Source organism: Streptomyces sp. PL-29 (assembly GCF_058344425.1).
Genome location: NZ_CP136996.1, coordinates 2,407,444 through 2,423,599 on the forward strand (window position 1 = coordinate 2,407,444; position 16,156 = coordinate 2,423,599).

Consider the following 16,156-nt stretch of genomic DNA (forward strand, 5'->3'; position numbering starts at 1 on the left):
CATGACGAAGGAGTCGCGACCCAGTGACTACGAGAACGCATCTACGCAAGGTGCTGGCAGGGGCGGGGGCCCTGTCGCTGGCCCTGACCGGCGCAGTGGTGGGCCTGGCGGGCTCCGCGCAGGCCGCGACCAAGACCACCGCCGTCTTCGAGAACTGCGACGCCCCGGCTCCGCAGCCGGACGGCTCGGGCAACCAGGACTGGACGGTCACGCTGCCCGACGGCGCCAAGGCCGGCGACGTCGTCCCGATCACGATCGACCCGGGTGCGAGCCCCCTGATCCCGTCGTTCTCCGTCACCACGGTGAACACGACCAGGATCACCCTCAAGGTCGGTACGACCACCCAGGTGGTCACCAGCCCGCCGGAGACCGTGTCGGTCGTGGCCGGGCAGCCGCTCGACCCCAAGGCGTTCTCCGGGACCATCAAGATCCCGGACGGAACCGAGGGGACGACCGTCCAGATCGCCCTCGACCTGGCGGTGACCGACGCGGACCTCTCCGGGTCGGTCTTCACCACCACCTGCACCCCGGCGCCCCGCCCGAGTGCCTCGCTCGGATCGGTCGCCGTCGAGGCCCTGCCCAAGGACCCGGTCACCACGAAGCTGACACCCAACAGCGGCCCGGCGGGCACCGCCGTCGTCGTGGGCGGCGCCAACTTCCCGGCCGGCGCGGTCACCTGTTCCGCACTGCTCGCCGGGGCGGTGACCGGCGACACCGGTACCGGCACCGCGGACGCCTCCGGCGCCGCCACCTGCGACATCACGATCACCAAGAAGGCCGACGCGATCAGGATCGACGGTTCGATCACTCCGTACAAGGCCTTCGTGTTCGTGGAGGAGCAGCCGGGCGTGAAGAACCCGGTCGACGTCGAGGTCCTTCCCGGACCGCTCGCCCTGGGCCCGAAGGACGGCCAGCCGGCGGTCAGCTTCGGCTCGGTCACCATCAACGGCAAGGCCCAGTCGGTGGTCGGCGTCTTCAACGCCGCGACCGTCCAGGACTTCCGCGGCGGCTCGCTCGGCTGGGACGTGACGGCCACCCGCACCCCGTTCCTGAACCAGACCACCGGCCACTCGATGCCGAAGGCGCAGATCGGCATCCAGCCGACCTGCACCGTGACCAACCCGGACAGCCCGAGCACCTGCACCGCGGGCACGCCCGGCGCGATCACCGACGTCCCGATGAAGGTGGCTTCCCAGGCCGCCGGGGGCGACGAGCTGACCGGTGGCGAGTTCGCCGTCGGCGGCGCCGGGATGATCCAGCTCCCGGCGTTCATGTTCGCCGACACCTACCAGACGGTCGTGACCTTCTCGATCGCCTGACCGGCACCCGTACGGCCCGCTCCGCCCGGGTGGTGCGGCGCTCCGGCGCCGCACCACCCCCTCCCCTTCTCCGCGCCGCCTGGAGACCGCCCATGCCCACCCGCAGCAGCACGCCCGGCCGCTCCCGCACGCGCATACCCGGCCGCTCCCGCACCCGCACCGGTCTCCCCGGTCTGCTTCTCAGCTGCCTGCTCCTCGGGCTGCTGCTGGGCGCCGGCCCGCTGGCGGCGGGCCCGGCGGCGGCCGCGGACAACGGCACATGGGCGGTGTTCCCGACGCCATCGGCCGGCGCTGCCATGACCGGCCGTGGGTACTTCTTCCACCAGGGCGCGGCCGGGACCACGCTCTCCGACAGCGTGACGGTGCTGAACTCCTCGGACCGGGATCTGACCTTCCGGATCTTCGCCACCGATGCCGTGAACACCACCGACGGCGGCGCGTTCGCGCTACTGCCGGTGGAGACGGCGCCGGAGGACGTCGGCGCGTGGATCACCCTGGCGCCGGAGACGGCGGGCAACGTCACCGTTCCCGCCGGGGGCCGCAAGGACATCCCCTTCACCCTGCGGGTCCCGGCGGACGCGACGCCCGGTGACCACGTGGGCGGGATCGTGGCCCTGGGCACTGCGGTGGAGGGCGTACAGCAGGACGGCAAGGTCCAGGTCGGGGTGCGGCGTTCGGTGGGCGCCCGCCTGTACTTGCGGGTGCCGGGTCCCGTCACGCCCGGGCTGAGCGTGGAGGACGTGCGGGTCACCCGGTCCGCGCCGCTGCTGCCCTGGGTGCGGGAGGCCCGCGCTACGGTCCGCTACACGCTCGTCAACCGTGGCAACGTGGTGGTCGAGCCGACGGTGGCGGTGTCCGCGGAGGGACTGTTCGGCCGCCGGGTGCTGGACCGGCCGGCACGGGAACTGAAGCTGACGCTGCTGCCGGGCCGGCGGATCGAGCTGACCGAACCGTGGCCGGACGCGCCCCAGTCGGACCGGGTGACCGTCAGAGTCACGGCGGGTGCCGCCGCCCACCCCGGTCTCACCTCCCGGTCCGAGACCGAGTTCGTCGCCGTTCCCTGGCCGGCCGCCGGCCTGCTGCTGGTCCTGGCGGGCGCGGGCATCACCATGCGGGTGCTGCGCGGCCGCCGTCGCGCCGAGAGCGAACAGGATGATTCCGTCCTGGACTTGGCTGGAAGGCGCTGACCGGCAAGGGTGTCCCCAGGTGACGGTATTCGGCCATCACCGGCTCAAGGGGGACACCTGTGAGGGAACGACAGCACGGCGACGCGGCCGGGGGCATCGGACTGCTGACCCGCATCGAGCGCGCCCTGGGCACCGGCACCGCTGCCTACCTGCCCGGCGACGGCTGGATCCGCCTCACCCTCCCGCTCGACGACGGCGGCCCGGCCCCCGTCACGGTGGACGTGGTCGCGGACACGGCCCGGGAACCGGAGGGGATCGCGTACCTGCTGCCCGGCGGCGGACTGAACTTCGCGGCGGAATTCTTCACTCCGATCACTCCGATCACTCCGGCCAATGCGGGCGCTCCGCATGGTGTGGTCACCGAGGGCGGCCGGGGTGAGCGCAACCTCGCCCATACGCTGCGCCGCCGGGGCCTGCTCGTCGTCGGGGTCACCCCGCGCGAGGATGCCGCCGCTCCCGCCGACGTCTCCGCCGCCTGGGGCCTCGAAGCGCACCGCCGGGACCTGGCCCGAGTGGTGGACGCGCTGGATTGCGAACTGGGACTCCCCTACGCGTACGTGGGGCACGCGGCGGGGGCCGCCCTCGCGCTGGACGCGGCCTCGCACGACGCCTCGCCCCGGCTGCGCCGGGTGGTGGCCCTGGACACGACCGGGCCCTACACGGGCGATCTCGCGCTGCGGGCGGCCGACGCCCGGGACGCGTACGCCACCCAGCTCGCACAGGGCGTCCCCGGGGTCGATCCGGGGCTCGCGGCCCTGATCTCGAAGGCGGTGGCCGATCCGGACGGCGTCTCCCCGGCGCCGTGGCCGCCGGACCGGACCTTGCGCTTCACCCAGGCCGGACTCGCCCACTTCGCCCTGATCCGCACGGCCGCGCTTCCGGGGCCCACGAACTGGATCCACACCCAGGGGCGCTCCGCCGGGACCTACGACTTCGGAGCGACTCCCGCCGAGGACCGCTTCGCCCTGACCCGGACCTCGCTGGCGACCTGGCACGCGGCGACCGCGGCCCTCGGCAGCGGCCTGCTTCCGGCGGCGCTGCTGCGGGATCTGGCGGCGGTCTGGGCGGGCGACGAGGACACGTACCGGATCGCCTGGGACCGCATCACCGCGGAGGTGGTCTGGCTCAACACCGAGCTGGGCCGGGGCGACCACCCGCGCGGTGCGGAGCTGATCCGCGCGGGCGGCAACGCGCACGTCTCCTTCGACGTGGTCCCGGGCTACGGCCACGGCGACGCGGTCCGGGCCGGCGCGGCCGCGTCGGACGTCTGGTCGAGGTTCTGACCCGCCGCAACACGGAACCCGCCCCCCGCGGTGAGGTCGCGGGGGGGGGCGGGTCGGTCCTTCGGGGCCCGCGGCCCGGCCGCCGTACGGATCGTACGTACGGCGGCCCGGGCTCCCGGACGGGCGCGGGCGTGGATCAGTGGTTGCGCGGGAAGCCCAGGTCCACGCCGGCGGGGGCGTCCGAGGGGTCCGGCCAGCGGGTCGTGACGACCTTGCCGCGGGTGTAGAAGTGGATGCCGTCGTTGCCGTAGATGTGGTGGTCGCCGAAGAGCGAGTCCTTCCAGCCGCCGAAGGAGTGGTAGCCCACCGGCACCGGGATCGGGACGTTGACGCCGACCATGCCCGCCTCGATCTCCAACTGGAAGCGGCGGGCGGCGCCGCCGTCGCGGGTGAAGATCGCGGTGCCGTTGCCGAACGGCGAGGCGTTGATGAGGGCCACGCCCTCTTCGTAGGTTTCGGCGCGCAGGACGCACAGCACCGGGCCGAAGATCTCGTCGCGGTAGGCGTCGGAGTCGGTGCGGACGTGGTCGAGCAGGGAGAGGCCGATCCAGTGGCCGTTCTCCTTGCCCTCGACCGTGTATCCGGTGCCGTCCAGGACCACGTCGGCGCCCTGCGCCGCCGCGCCCTTCACGTACGAGGCGACCTTGTCGCGGTGGGCGGCCGTGATCAGCGGGCCCATCTCGGAGGCCGGGTCGTTGCCGGGGCCGATCTTGATCTTCTCGGCCCGCTCGCGGATCTTGTCGACGAGGGCGTCGCCGATGGAGCCGACGGCGACGACGGCGGAGATGGCCATGCAGCGCTCACCGGCCGAGCCATAGGCGGCGGAGACCGCCGCGTCGGCGGCCGCGTCCAGGTCGGCGTCGGGCAGGACCAGCATGTGGTTCTTGGCACCGCCGAGCGCTTGCACGCGCTTGCCGTGGGCGGAGGCGGTGGTGTGGATGTGGCGGGCGATCGGCGTGGAGCCGACGAAGGAGACGGCCGCCACGTCGGGGTGGGCGAGCAGCGCGTCGACGGCCGCCTTGTCGCCGTGGACGACGTTCAGTACGCCGGCCGGCAGACCGGCCTCGGCCATCAGCTCGGCCAGCTTGTTGGACGCCGACGGGTCCTTCTCGCTCGGCTTGAGGACGAAGGTGTTGCCGCAGGCGATGGCCAGCGGGAACATCCACATCGGGACCATCGCCGGGAAGTTGAAGGGCGTGATGCCCGCGACGACGCCGAGCGGCTGGCGGATGGCGGCCACGTCCACCCGGTTGGAGACCGACGTCGACAGCTCGCCCTTGAGCTGTGTGGTGATCCCGCAGGCCAGCTCGACGATCTCAAGGCCGCGGGCGACCTCGCCCAGCGCGTCCGAGTGGACCTTGCCGTGCTCGGCGGTGATCAGCTCGGCGACGGCGTCGCGGTTGGCATCGAGCAGGGCCCGGTAGGCGAACAGCACCTTGGTACGGGCGGCCAGCGAGGACTGGCCCCAGGACAGGAAGGCCTCCTTGGCGACCTGTACCGCGGCGTCGACCTCCTCGGCCGAGGCGAGGGCGACCTGTGTGGTGACCTCGCCGGTGGCCGGGTCGGTGACCGGACCGTAGGTGCCCGACGCGCCCTCGACGGTCTTGCCACCGATCCAGTGGTTGACGGTCTTCATGCCTATTGCTCCTTCACAGATGGCGACGTCGCTGCGCGGCTTGCCGGTCGTACTCTTCACGGGCCCGGGACGCCGCCTTGCGGGTCGCGGTCTCGGCCACAGGAACATCCCACCACGCCGGTGCCGGGGGTGGGCCCGACACAGTGTCGGGCGTTCGGGTCTGTACGTAGACACATGTGGGGCGCGTCGCCGAACGGGCCTCGGTGAGGGCTTCCCGCAGGTCACGTACGGTGTGGGCGCGGATCACGGCCATTCCGAGAGAGGCCGCGTTGGCGGCCAGGTCCACCGGGAGGGGGTCTCCGGTGTACGCGCCGTCGGACGCCCGGAAGCGGTAGGCGGTGCCGAAGCCCTCGGCGCCCACCGCCCCCGAGAGGCCGCCGATGGAGGCGTAGCCGTGGTTGTCGAGGACGACCACCCTGATGGGGACGCCCTCCTGGACGGCGGTGACGATCTCGGTCGGGTTCATCAGGTAGGTGCCGTCGCCGACCAGCGCCCACACGGGCCGGCCGGGGGCGGCGAGCGCGACCCCGAGGGCGGCCGGGATCTCGTAGCCCATGCAGGAGTAGCCGTACTCCAGGTGGTACTGGTCCGCGGACCGGGCCCGCCACAGCTTGTGCAGGTCACCGGGGAGCGAGCCGGCCGCGTTGACCAGGATGTCGGAGCCGTCGACGAGGCGGTCGAGGAGCCCGAGCACCTGGGCCTGGGTGGGCGGGAGCTCCTCCTCGGGCGCGCTTACGGCGTAGGCCCGGTCCACGCGGGCCTCCCAGCGGGCGGCCTCCTGCCGGTACACCGCCTCGTAGCCGGCGTCCACGCGGTGGCCGGCCAGCGCCTCCCGGAGGGCGTCGAGGGCCTCGCGGGCATCGGCGACCAGCGGGCGGGCGGCGAGCTTGTGGGCGTCGTGCGGATCCAGGTTGAGCCCGACGAACCGGACGGCCGGGTTCTGGAAGAGGGTCGCCGAGGCGGTGGTGAAGTCGCTGAGCCGGGTTCCGGCGGCGAGGACCAGGTCAGCCTCCCGGGCGAGAGCGGCAGCGGTGGCCGTACCGGTGTGGCCGATCCCGCCGACGTCGGCGGGATGGCCGTGAGGCAGCACGCCCTTGCCCGCCTGCGTGACGGCCACCGGGATCCCGGTGGCCTCGGCGAGGGCGGCGAGGGAGTCCTGGGCCGCGCTGTGCCGGATTCCGCCGCCGGCGACGACCAGCGGGCGCGCGGCGCCCCGTACGGCGTCCGCGGCGGCTGCGAGTTCGGCGCGGTCGGGCCGCGGACGGCGCACCGTCCAGACGCGCTCGGCGAAGAACTCCGCGGGCCAGTCGTACGCCTCCGCCTGCACGTCCTGCGGCAGCGCGAGGGTGACGGCGCCGGTTTGCACCGGGTCGGTGAGGACGCGTACGGCCTGGAGGGCGGCCGGGATCAGGGCCTCGGGCCGGGTGACCCGGTCGAAGTGGCGGGAGACGGGTCGCAGGGTGTCGTTGACGGAGACGTCACCGGCGTACGGGACCTCCAGCTGCTGGAGGACCGGATCGGCGGGCCGGGTCGCGAAGGTGTCACCGGGCAGCAGGAGGACCGGGATCCGGTTGATCGTGGCGAGGGCGGCGCCGGTGACGAGGTTGGTGGCACCGGGGCCGATGGACGTGGTGACCGCGTGGGTGGAGAGCCGGCCGCTCTGGCGGGCGTAGCCGACGGCGGCGTGCACCATGGCCTGTTCGTTGCGGCCCTGGAGGAAGGGCATGGCGCCGGGCCCGGTCCCGCCGGTCTCCAGCAGGGCCTGGCCGATGCCGGCCACGTTGCCGTGCCCGAAGATCCCCCAGGTGGCGGCGATCAGCCGGTGGCGGCGGCCGTCGCGCTCGGTGTACTGGGCGGCGAGGAAGCGTACGAGCGCCTGGGCGACGGTGAGCCTCATCGGTGGTCCTCCGTTCCTGCTCGGGGGAAGGGCAGCCGGGGGTCGACGTCCTGCCCCGCCCAGGTGTGGCGGATCCAGCCGTGGTCGGGGTGGTCGCGGATCAGCCACTCCCGCGGCCCGCCGCCCGGTCCGGCCATCACGTTCAGGTAGTACATGTCGTGCCCGGGGGCGGCCATGGACGGGCCGTGCCAGCCATCGGGGATCAGCACGGCGTCGCCGGTCCGCACCTCGGCCAGGATGTCGGTCTTCCCGGCCGGGGAGGGCGTGACGCGCTGGTACCCGAGGCCGGGGGTGTCCCCGTGGGGGGAGATCTCGAAGTAGTAGATCTCCTCCAGGCGGGACTCCTCGCCGGGGTGGTGCTCGTCGTGCTTGTGGGGCGGGTACGAGGACCAGTTCCCGCCGGGGGTGAGCACCTCGACGGCGATCAGCCGGTCGCAGTCGAAGCCCTCCGGGCCCGCGGCGGCGAAGTTGTTGACCTGCCGCGAGCACCGGCCGGCGCCGCGCAACTCGACGCTCACGCCCTCGGCCGGTCCGTACCGCGGGGGCAGGCGGCGCGGGCAGCGGGCACCTGCGAGAGCGAACCTGCCGCCCGCGGCGGAGCGGATCTCGGTGTGCGCCTCGCGGGGCAGGTACGCGAAGTCGGTGGGTCCGCCGAAGACCCCCTTGCGGCCGCGCAGTTCGAAGACGTGCTGCTCCGCCGCGGGGTCGGCGCCCCCGGGTCCGGGCAGGACCCGGCAGCGGACCTCGCAGCCGCCCGACAGCGGGAGCACGATCCACTCGCAGTCCACCGACGGGAACCGGTACGCCTCCCCCGGATCGAGCTCCAGCACGCTCAGCCGGGTCCACTCCATCCCCCACTCAGACACCACCGGCACGCCCCAGCACCTCCTCCACCTCGGGGGAGAACGGCATCGCGCTGGAGCACGCCAGCCGCGAGGCCACGATGGCCCCCGCCGCGTTGGCGTAGCGCACGGTACGCCCCAACTCCCACCCCGCCAGCAGCCCGTGGCACAGGGCCCCGCCGAACGCGTCACCCGCGCCGAGCCCGTTGACCACGTCGACCTCGACCGGCGGAGCCTCCACCGTCGTCCCGTCGCGGTGGACCGCCAGCACGCCCAGCGGCCCCCGCTTGACCACCGCCAGTTCCACCCCCGCGGCGAGCAGCGCCCGGGCCGCCGCGTACGGCTCGGACTCGCCGGTGGCGATCTCGCACTCCTCCGGGTTGCCGACGGCCACCGTCGCGTGCGCGAGCGCCCGCGCGTAGTACGGCTCCGGTTTCTCCCGCCACAGCATCGGCCGCCAGTCCAGGTCGAACACTGTCGTGCCCGTCCGGCCCCTGGCCTCCAGTGCCGCCAGCGTCGCCGCCCGCGAGGGCTCCTCGCTCAGGCCGGTGCCCGTCATCCAGAACACGCGGGCCGCCCGTACCGCCGCCAGGTCCACCTCGTCCGCTGCGATCTCCAGGTCCGGCGCCTTCGGCAGCCGATAGAAGTACAGCGGGAAGCGGTCGGGCGGGAACATCTCGCAGAAGGTGACCGGTGTGGGGAGCCCGGCGACCTCGGCCACCCAGCGGCCGTCCACCCCGAAGCCCCGCAGCTCAGTGCGCAGATACGTGCCGAAAGGGTCCGCACCGGTACGGCTGATCAGCGCGGTCCGCCGCCCGAGGCGGGCCGCGGCGACGGCCACGTTGGCCGCGGAACCGCCCAGGAACCGGCCGAAGGTCTCCGCCTCGGCCAGTGGTACGCCGGTCCTCAACGGGTAGAGATCCACCCCGATCCGGCCCATCGTGATCAGGTCGAACGGATACGGATCGCCGGTGCCGGTCACAGTCAGTCCTCCCACTCGTCCTCCACCCTAAGGTGGCCGTTATGACGTCCTCCCCGCCCGCGTTGACCCGTATCCGCATCGGTTCGGCTCCGGACTCCTGGGGTGTCTGGTTTCCCGACGACCCGCAGCAGACCCCCTGGCGGCGCTTCCTCGACGAGGTCGCCGACGCCGGGTACGAGTGGATCGAGCTCGGCCCGTACGGCTACCTGCCCACGGATCCCGCCCGGCTCACCGAGGAAACGGCCGCTCGCGGCCTGCGCGTCTCGGCCGGAACGGTCTTCACCGGACTCCATCACGGACCCGCCGTGTGGGAGGAGACCTGGGAGCACGTGTCGCGGATCGCGGCGCTGACGCGGGCCGTGGGCGCCGCCCATCTCGTCGTCATCCCCTCCTTCTGGCGGGACGACAGGACCGGGAAGGTGCTGGAGGACCGCACCCTCACCGCTTCCCAGTGGCGCGACCTGGCCTCCCAGACCGAGCGGCTCGGCCACGAGGTCCAGGACCGGTACGGGCTGCGGATCGTCGTCCACCCGCACGCCGACACCCACATCGACACCCCCGAGAACGTGGCCCGTTTCCTGGACGCCACCGACCCCGCCCTGGTCTCGCTCTGCCTGGACACCGGCCATTACGCGTACTGCGGCGGCGACAGCGTGCAGGCCGTCGAGACGTTCGCCGAGCGGATCGGCTACCTCCACCTCAAGCAGGTCGATCCGCGGATCCTCGCCGAAGTCGTCGCCGAGGAGCTGCCCTTCGGGCCGGCGGTGGGCCGCGGGGTGATGTGCGAACCGCCGTCGGGGGTGCCCGCGCTGGAACCCGTACTGGCCGCGGCCCAGCGTCTGGGCGTGGACCTGTTCGCCATCGTGGAGCAGGACATGTATCCCTGCCCGCCTGACCGGCCGCTGCCGATCGCCCGTCGTACCCGTGCCTACCTCCGCTCCTGCGGCGCCCGCTGACACTCCGGAAGGAACACCACATGACCAGCACGCTCGGCATCGCCGTCATCGGCACCGGGAAGATGGGCGCGGACCACGTGCGCCGGTTCGGGCGGACCGTCGGTGGCGCCCGGGTGGTGGCCGTGGCCGACCCGGACGGGGATCGGGTCAAGGAGGTCGCGGGCGCCCTCGACGGCGCGAGTGCGCACACCGACCCGGCGGCGGCGATAGCCGCGCCCGGGGTGCAGGCCGTCCTGATCGCGTCCCCGGGGCCCGCCCACGAAGAGGCGATCCTGCGGGCCCTGGAGCGGGAGTTGCCGGTGCTGTGCGAGAAGCCGCTGACTCCGGAGCCGGAGGGGGCGCTGCGCGTGATGGAAGCCGAGCAGCGGCTGGGGCGGCGCCTGGTCCAGGTGGGGTTCATGCGGCGGTACGACAGCGAGTACGAGCGACTCAAGGAGCTGCTGGACGCGGGCGGGATCGGCCGTCCGCTCTTCCTGCACTGCCGGCACCGCAACGCCTCCTCGCCGTCCTTCTTCACCAGCGACATGCTGATCAGCGACTCCGTGGTGCACGAGGTGGACGCGGCCCGCTGGCTGCTGGGGCACGAGATCACCGCAGTGACGGTGCTGTCGCCGCGGCCCACGTCGGCGGCGCCCGAGGGGCTGGCCGATCCCCGGATGGTGGTGCTGGAGACCTCCGGTGGGGCCGTCGTCGACGTGGAGATCTTCGTCAACTGTGGTTTCGGCTACCAGGTGCAGTGCGAGGCGGTCGGTGAGGCGGGCAGCGCCCGGATCGGCGACGGCCACGCGATGGTGGTGCAGGCGGCGGGCCGGTGGGGCGGGGAGATCGTCCAGGACTTCACGGTGCGCTTCGCCGACGCCTACGACCGGCAACTGCGGCGCTGGGTGGCCGCGGCCGCACGCGGCCGCGTGACGGGGCCCGGGGCGTGGGACGGTTACGCGGCGGCGGCCGTCTCGGAGGCGGGCCTCGCGGCCGCGCGCACCGGTGCGCGGACGGTGGTGGAGCTGGCGGACCGGCCGGCCCTATACCGCTGATTCACGGGGCCCATCCCCCGGCGTTCTCCCCTTCGGCCCCCGTGACTCTTCGGTCACGGGGGTCGCCCTCGTGTCACGCATGTCCGCGTTACGCGGGTCTTCCGTCACAGGCGGTCGACAGCCCCTCCCCGGCCCCCGGCCCGCGTCGTTCCCCGGGCACGTGATCGTCAGCGTCCGCGCGCCGGATCCCCCGACGGCCTCCCGGCCGGCCCGGCGGTGTGGACCAGGAGGGTGTCCCAGATGAGCGACCGACAGCTGTGGTCGTACAAGGAGATCGCCGCACACATCCGGGTCCAGCCGGACACCGTGCGCTCCTACCGCAAGCACGGACTTCTCCCCCCGCCCGACCACGTGGAGGGCGGCCGGCCCTACTGGTACGCCGACACGGTCCGCGCATGGGTGGCCCGGCGGCCCGGCAACCGGGGGCGCCGCGAGGACTGAGCCCGCCACGGCGGAGAGGGACCGGACGCCGATGCTCGCTTTATACCCCCCAGGGGTATACTCTTGGGTCGTCGGGAGGACGGTGGGAGCATCGGCCGCCACCCCGGCGACCGGACACACCGCTGAAGAGGAGAACGACATGAGCGCCGAGACGGACACCCAGACCACCACCGTCTACCGGGTGACCGGCATGACCTGCGGCCACTGCGAGGGCGCGGTGAACAGCGAGATCGCCGCGCTGCCGGGGCGTCACCTCGGTCAAGGCCGTCGCCGCGTCCGGCGAGGTCACCGTGATCTCCGCCGCCCCGCTGGCCGACGAGGACGTCCGCGCCGCCGTGGACGAGGCCGGCTACGAGTTCGCCGGACGGCTCTGAGCGACACCCGTCCCCCTTCGGCCGCACCCGCGGCATTGCGCAGCACCCGCCGGGCCGTGCCGGCCAGCTCATACTGGACCCGCACGGCCCGGCCATCCCCCTGGAGCCGGAACATGACCAGCACAGTGCACGACGGACCGATAACGGCGGCGGTCGAACTCTCGATCGGCGGGATGACCTGCGCCTCCTGCGCAGCCCGCATCGAGAAGAAGCTCAACCGGATGGACGGCGTCGAGGCCACGGTGAACTACGCCACCGAGAAGGCCCACGTCTCCTACAGCGGCGACGTCCGGGTCGCGGACCTGATCGCGACCGTCGTCAAGACCGGTTACACCGCCGAGGAGCCCGCGCCGCCCACCCCTGCCGCCCCCGCGGCCGCCGGGGGAAGCGGCGGCGAGGAAGCGGACCGGGCACCGGCGCCCGACCCGGTGCTGTCCGCCCTGCGGCAGCGCCTGCTGGTCTCCGCGGCACTCGCCCTGCCCGTCGTCCTGCTCGCGATGATCCCCGCCCTGCAGTTCGACAACTGGCAGTGGCTGTCGCTGACCCTGGCTGCGCCCGTCGTGGTGTGGGGGGCCCTCCCCTTCCACAAGGCCGCCTGGACCAACGCCCGGCACGGTGCCGCGACCATGGACACCCTGGTCTCGGTCGGCACGCTCGCCGCCTTCGCCTGGTCGCTGTGGGCCCTGTTCTTCGGCCACGCGGGCATGCCCGGCATGCGGCACGGCTTCGATTTCGCCATTTCCCGCACGGACGGCTCCTCCGCCATCTACCTGGAGGTCGCGGCCGGGGTCGTCACCTTCATCCTCCTCGGCCGCTACCTGGAGGCGCGCTCCAAGCGGAAGGCCGGCGCGGCCCTCAAGGCCCTGCTGGAACTGGGCGCCAAGGACGTCGTCGTCCTGCGCGCGGGCGGGGAGGTGCGCATCCCGGTGGCCGAGCTCGCCGTGGGCGACCGCTTCGTCGTGCGCCCCGGCGAGAAGATCGCCACCGACGGCACGGTCGTCGAGGGCAGCTCCGCCGTGGACGCCTCCATGCTGACCGGTGAATCCGTCCCGGTCGAGGTGTCCGCGGGCGACTCCGTCACCGGCGCCACCGTCAACACCTCTGGGCGCCTGCTCGTGGAGGCGACCAGGGTCGGGGCCGACACCCAGCTCGCCCGGATGGCCAAGCTGGTCGAGGACGCGCAGAGCGGCAAGGCCGAGGTGCAGCGCCTCGCCGACCGGATCTCCGGGGTCTTCGTGCCCGTCGTCCTGGTCCTCGCGCTCGCCACCTGGACCGGCTGGCTGCTCGCCACCGACGACGCGACGGCCGCCTTCACCGCCGCCGTTGCCGTCCTGATCATCGCCTGCCCGTGCGCCCTGGGACTGGCCACGCCGACCGCGCTGATGGTCGGCACCGGGCGGGGCGCACAGCTCGGCATCCTGATCAAGGGCCCCGAGGTGCTGGAGTCCACCCGCCGGGTGGACACCGTGGTCCTCGACAAGACCGGCACCGTCACCACCGGCCGGATGACCCTCTCCCGCGCCGTCACCGCCGAAGGGATCGACGAACTCGAACTGCTGCGCCTGGCCGGGGCCCTGGAGCACGCCTCGGAGCACCCGATCGCCCGGGCCGTGGCCACCGCCGCCGCCGACCGGGCGGGCGCCCTGCCCGTGCCGGAGGGCTTCGAGAACATCGCCGGGCTCGGCGTCCAGGGCGTGGTCGACGGGCATGCCGTCCTGGTGGGCCGCGAGCGGCTGCTGGCCGACTGGTCGATCACCCTGCCCGAGGGGCTCGCACAGGCCAAGGCGGCCGCCGAGGCCGAGGGCGGCACCGCGGTACTGGTGGCCTGGGACGGAGCGGCGCGCGGGGTCCTGATCGTGGCCGACGCGGTCAAGGAGACCAGCGCCGAGGCGGTCGCGCGACTGCGGGAGCTGGGCCTGACCCCGGTCCTGCTGACCGGCGACAACCGGGCCGCGGCCGAGACGGTGGCCCGCGAGGTGGGCATCGACGAGGTGATCGCCGAGGTGCTCCCGCAGGACAAGGTGGACGTGGTGCGCCGCCTCCAGGCCGAGGGGCGCACGGTCGCCATGGTCGGCGACGGGGTCAACGACGCGGCCGCGCTGGCCCAGGCGGACCTGGGGCTGGCCATGGGCACCGGCACCGACGCAGCCATCGAGGCCGGCGACCTGACCCTCGTACGGGGCGACCTGCGGGTGGCGGCGGATGCGATCCGGCTCTCCCGCCGGACCCTGGCCACCATCAAGGGCAACCTCTTCTGGGCCTTCGGCTACAACGTCGCCGCGCTGCCGCTGGCGGCGGCCGGCCTGCTCAACCCGATGATCGCGGGAGCCGCGATGGCCTTCTCCTCGGTCTTCGTGGTGACCAACAGCCTGCGGTTGAGGTCCTTCCGATAGGGGATGACCTTCGCATCGTTCCCACACTTCCTTCACGGGAGACGCAGATCACAGTGACCTCGGCGTAACCATCCGGGGCCGTGACGGGTCTAATGGGGCGGTGCCAGGAACGTCTTGGGGGACGTTCCACGGAAACCTTGGGGGTTTTCCGTGGCACCCGCCGGCCGGGACACGTGCCCGCGGGAGGCTTTGAGCGGCCCTCCCGACCCGAACGGGTCCCGGCTCAAGGACGCCCCGATCCGGGTCCCGTGGGGGGAATCCGTTTCGGGGGGAATGGGAAACGCCCCGACCGTCGACCCGTGGGGGGATCGACGGCGGGGCGCTTCTTGTGTGCCTGGGGCGGTGCCGCGCGGCTCGGCGGGGCACCCTGGGGCCTCGGGTCAGCGGGCCTCGACGGGAACGAAGTCGCGCAGGACCTCGCCCGTGTAGATCTGGCGGGGGCGCCCGATGCGGGAACCCGGCTCCTTGATCATTTCCTGCCACTGGGCAATCCAGCCCGGGAGGCGGCCGAGCGCGAAGAGCACGGTGAACATCTCGGTGGGGAAGCCCATGGCCCGGTAGATCAGACCGGTGTAGAAGTCCACGTTCGGGTAGAGGTTGCGCGAGACGAAGTACTCGTCGGCGAGCGCGTGCTCCTCCAGCTTGAGCGCGATGTCGAGCAGCTCGTCGCTCTTGCCGAGTGCCGAGAGGACATCGTGCGCCGCCGCCTTGATGATCTTCGCCCGGGGGTCGAAGCTCTTGTAGACGCGGTGCCCGAAGCCCATCAGGCGGACGCCGTCCTCCTTGTTCTTCACCTTGCGGATGAAGGCGTCGACGTCGCCGCCGTCGTTCTTGATGCCTTCCAGCATCTCGAGGACGGACTGGTTGGCACCACCGTGCAGCGGACCCCACAGGGCCGAGATGCCGGCGGAGATCGAGGCGAACATGTTCGCCTGCGAGGAGCCGACCAGGCGCACCGTGGAGGTGGAGCAGTTCTGCTCGTGGTCCGCGTGCAGGATCAGCAGCTTGTCGAGCGCGGAGACGACGACCGGGTCCAGGTCGTACTCCTGGGCCGGCACGGAGAAGGTCATGCGCAGGAAGTTCTCGACGTAGCTGAGGTCGTTGCGCGGGTAGACCACCGGGTGGCCGACCGACTTCTTGTACGCGTAGGCCGCGATCGTCGGGAGCTTGGCCAGCAGGCGGATCGTCGAGAGGTGGCGCTGCTTCTCGTCGAACGGGTTGTGGCTGTCCTGGTAGAACGTGGACAGCGCGCTGACCACGGACGACAGCATGGCCATCGGGTGGGCGTCGCGCGGGAAGCCGTCGTAGAAGCGCTTCACGTCCTCGTGGAGCAGCGTGTGCTGGGTGATCTCGTTGCGGAAGGACGCGAGCTCGTCGACGGTGGGCAGCTCACCGTTGATCAGCAGGTAGGCCACCTCGATGAAGGACGACCGCTCGGCCAGCTGCTCGATCGGGTAGCCGCGGTAGCGCAGGATGCCCTGCTCACCGTCGAGGTAGGTGATCGCGGACTTGTAGGCGGCGGTGTTGCCGTAGCCACTGTCCAACGTCACGAGCCCGGTCTGGGCCCGCAGCTTCGAGATGTCGAAGCCCTGGTCGCCGACGGTGCTCTCCACCACCGGGTAGGTGTATTCGCCGTCCGCGTACCGGAGTACTACAGAGTTGTCGCTCACGTCATCCCTCACCGACGTAGTGCCTCTTCTTCGAGGTGCCCTGACTGCCTCTACCTTCCCCCATTTGGCGCAGGAGAGTGCACTCGGGGTCGGCGTTTGGTCCTTCCGACGGCACTGAGTGCCGCCAACTTGTCCATCCTGC

Annotated in this window: 12 protein-coding genes and 1 pseudogene; 8 read left to right on the plus strand and 5 right to left on the minus strand. The window is 72.6% G+C overall.

All coding sequences use genetic code 11. The features are described 5' to 3' along the window. Positions 1 to 23 precede the first annotated feature (23 nt). From R4Z63_RS11005 to R4Z63_RS11015, 3 genes are all read left to right on the plus strand, one after another. Positions 24 to 1,319, plus strand: coding sequence for a hypothetical protein (locus R4Z63_RS11005; protein WP_384445938.1), 1,296 nt, complete (start codon positions 24 to 26; stop codon positions 1,317 to 1,319). A 92-nt stretch (positions 1,320 to 1,411) separates the two neighbouring features. Continuing rightward, positions 1,412 to 2,506, plus strand: coding sequence for a WxL protein peptidoglycan domain-containing protein (locus tag R4Z63_RS11010; protein ID WP_384445939.1), 1,095 nt, complete (start codon positions 1,412 to 1,414; stop codon positions 2,504 to 2,506). A gap of 59 nt (positions 2,507 to 2,565) precedes the next feature. Continuing rightward, positions 2,566 to 3,789 (plus strand): hypothetical protein, encoded by a 1,224-nt coding sequence (locus R4Z63_RS11015; RefSeq protein WP_384445940.1) that lies wholly within the window; start codon positions 2,566 to 2,568, stop codon positions 3,787 to 3,789. A 136-nt stretch (positions 3,790 to 3,925) separates the two neighbouring features. Here R4Z63_RS11015 and R4Z63_RS11020 read toward each other — a convergent pair whose 3' ends face one another. The 4 genes from R4Z63_RS11020 to iolC are packed head-to-tail and all read right to left on the minus strand — an operon-like array spanning position 3,926 to position 9,104. Continuing rightward, a complete protein-coding gene (locus R4Z63_RS11020) occupies positions 3,926 to 5,425 on the minus strand; it encodes a CoA-acylating methylmalonate-semialdehyde dehydrogenase (protein WP_037923561.1) in 1,500 nt (499 codons plus the stop codon). Between the two features lie 13 nt (positions 5,426 to 5,438). Continuing rightward, the gene (gene iolD / locus R4Z63_RS11025) at positions 5,439 to 7,322 is read right to left on the minus strand and encodes a 3D-(3,5/4)-trihydroxycyclohexane-1,2-dione acylhydrolase (decyclizing) (protein ID WP_384445941.1); all 1,884 of its coding nucleotides are present in this window, start codon (positions 7,320 to 7,322) and stop codon (positions 5,439 to 5,441) included. Beyond that, entirely contained in the window at positions 7,319 to 8,173 is an 855-nt protein-coding gene (gene iolB / locus R4Z63_RS11030) for a 5-deoxy-glucuronate isomerase (RefSeq protein ID WP_384445986.1), read from the minus strand. The genes iolD and iolB overlap by 4 nt, the downstream gene beginning before the upstream one ends. Positions 8,174 to 8,180: 7 nt before the next feature. Further along, the gene (gene iolC / locus R4Z63_RS11035; protein WP_384445987.1) at positions 8,181 to 9,104 is read right to left on the minus strand and encodes a 5-dehydro-2-deoxygluconokinase; all 924 of its coding nucleotides are present in this window, start codon (positions 9,102 to 9,104) and stop codon (positions 8,181 to 8,183) included. A gap of 83 nt (positions 9,105 to 9,187) precedes the next feature. Here iolC and R4Z63_RS11040 point away from each other — a divergent pair, with 83 nt between their 5' ends. From R4Z63_RS11040 to R4Z63_RS11060, 5 genes and pseudogenes are all read left to right on the plus strand, one after another. Further along, positions 9,188 to 10,102, plus strand: a complete 915-nt coding sequence (locus R4Z63_RS11040; protein ID WP_037923556.1) for a sugar phosphate isomerase/epimerase family protein — start codon at positions 9,188 to 9,190, stop codon at positions 10,100 to 10,102. 20 nt (positions 10,103 to 10,122) lie between these two features. Next, positions 10,123 to 11,136, plus strand: coding sequence for a Gfo/Idh/MocA family protein (locus tag R4Z63_RS11045; RefSeq protein ID WP_384445942.1), 1,014 nt, complete (start codon positions 10,123 to 10,125; stop codon positions 11,134 to 11,136). Positions 11,137 to 11,376: 240 nt separating this feature from the next. Then, positions 11,377 to 11,577: a helix-turn-helix transcriptional regulator gene (locus R4Z63_RS11050; RefSeq protein WP_037923554.1), complete on the plus strand. Its 201-nt coding sequence runs from the start codon at positions 11,377 to 11,379 to the stop codon at positions 11,575 to 11,577. 139 nt (positions 11,578 to 11,716) lie between these two features. Further along, positions 11,717 to 11,951, plus strand: a pseudogene (locus tag R4Z63_RS11055) (heavy-metal-associated domain-containing protein). Between the two features lie 113 nt (positions 11,952 to 12,064). Further along, a complete protein-coding gene (locus R4Z63_RS11060; RefSeq protein ID WP_491522532.1) occupies positions 12,065 to 14,344 on the plus strand; it encodes a heavy metal translocating P-type ATPase in 2,280 nt (759 codons plus the stop codon). A gap of 380 nt (positions 14,345 to 14,724) precedes the next feature. On the opposite strand, the gene R4Z63_RS11065 is transcribed toward R4Z63_RS11060, so the two are convergent. Next, complete coding sequence (locus R4Z63_RS11065; RefSeq protein WP_037923550.1) at positions 14,725 to 16,014, minus strand: citrate synthase; 1,290 nt, start codon at positions 16,012 to 16,014, stop codon at positions 14,725 to 14,727. Between the last annotated feature and the right edge of the window lie 142 nt (positions 16,015 to 16,156).

Excerpts from the sequence above, each read along its gene's own strand:
- iolB (WP_384445986.1), bottom strand. The coding sequence starts at position 8,173 with ATGGAGTGGACCCGGCTGAGCGTGCTGGAGCTCGATCCGGGGGAGGCG.
- iolC (WP_384445987.1), bottom strand. The coding sequence starts at position 9,104 with ATGGGCCGGATCGGGGTGGATCTCTACCCGTTGAGGACCGGCGTACCA.
- R4Z63_RS11050 (WP_037923554.1), top strand. The coding sequence starts at position 11,377 with ATGAGCGACCGACAGCTGTGGTCGTACAAGGAGATCGCCGCACACATC.
- iolD (WP_384445941.1), bottom strand. The coding sequence starts at position 7,322 with ATGAGGCTCACCGTCGCCCAGGCGCTCGTACGCTTCCTCGCCGCCCAG.
- R4Z63_RS11060 (WP_491522532.1), top strand. The coding sequence starts at position 12,065 with ATGACCAGCACAGTGCACGACGGACCGATAACGGCGGCGGTCGAACTC.
- R4Z63_RS11040 (WP_037923556.1), top strand. The coding sequence starts at position 9,188 with ATGACGTCCTCCCCGCCCGCGTTGACCCGTATCCGCATCGGTTCGGCT.
- R4Z63_RS11045 (WP_384445942.1), top strand. The coding sequence starts at position 10,123 with ATGACCAGCACGCTCGGCATCGCCGTCATCGGCACCGGGAAGATGGGC.
- R4Z63_RS11010 (WP_384445939.1), top strand. The coding sequence starts at position 1,412 with ATGCCCACCCGCAGCAGCACGCCCGGCCGCTCCCGCACGCGCATACCC.
- R4Z63_RS11020 (WP_037923561.1), bottom strand. The coding sequence starts at position 5,425 with ATGAAGACCGTCAACCACTGGATCGGTGGCAAGACCGTCGAGGGCGCG.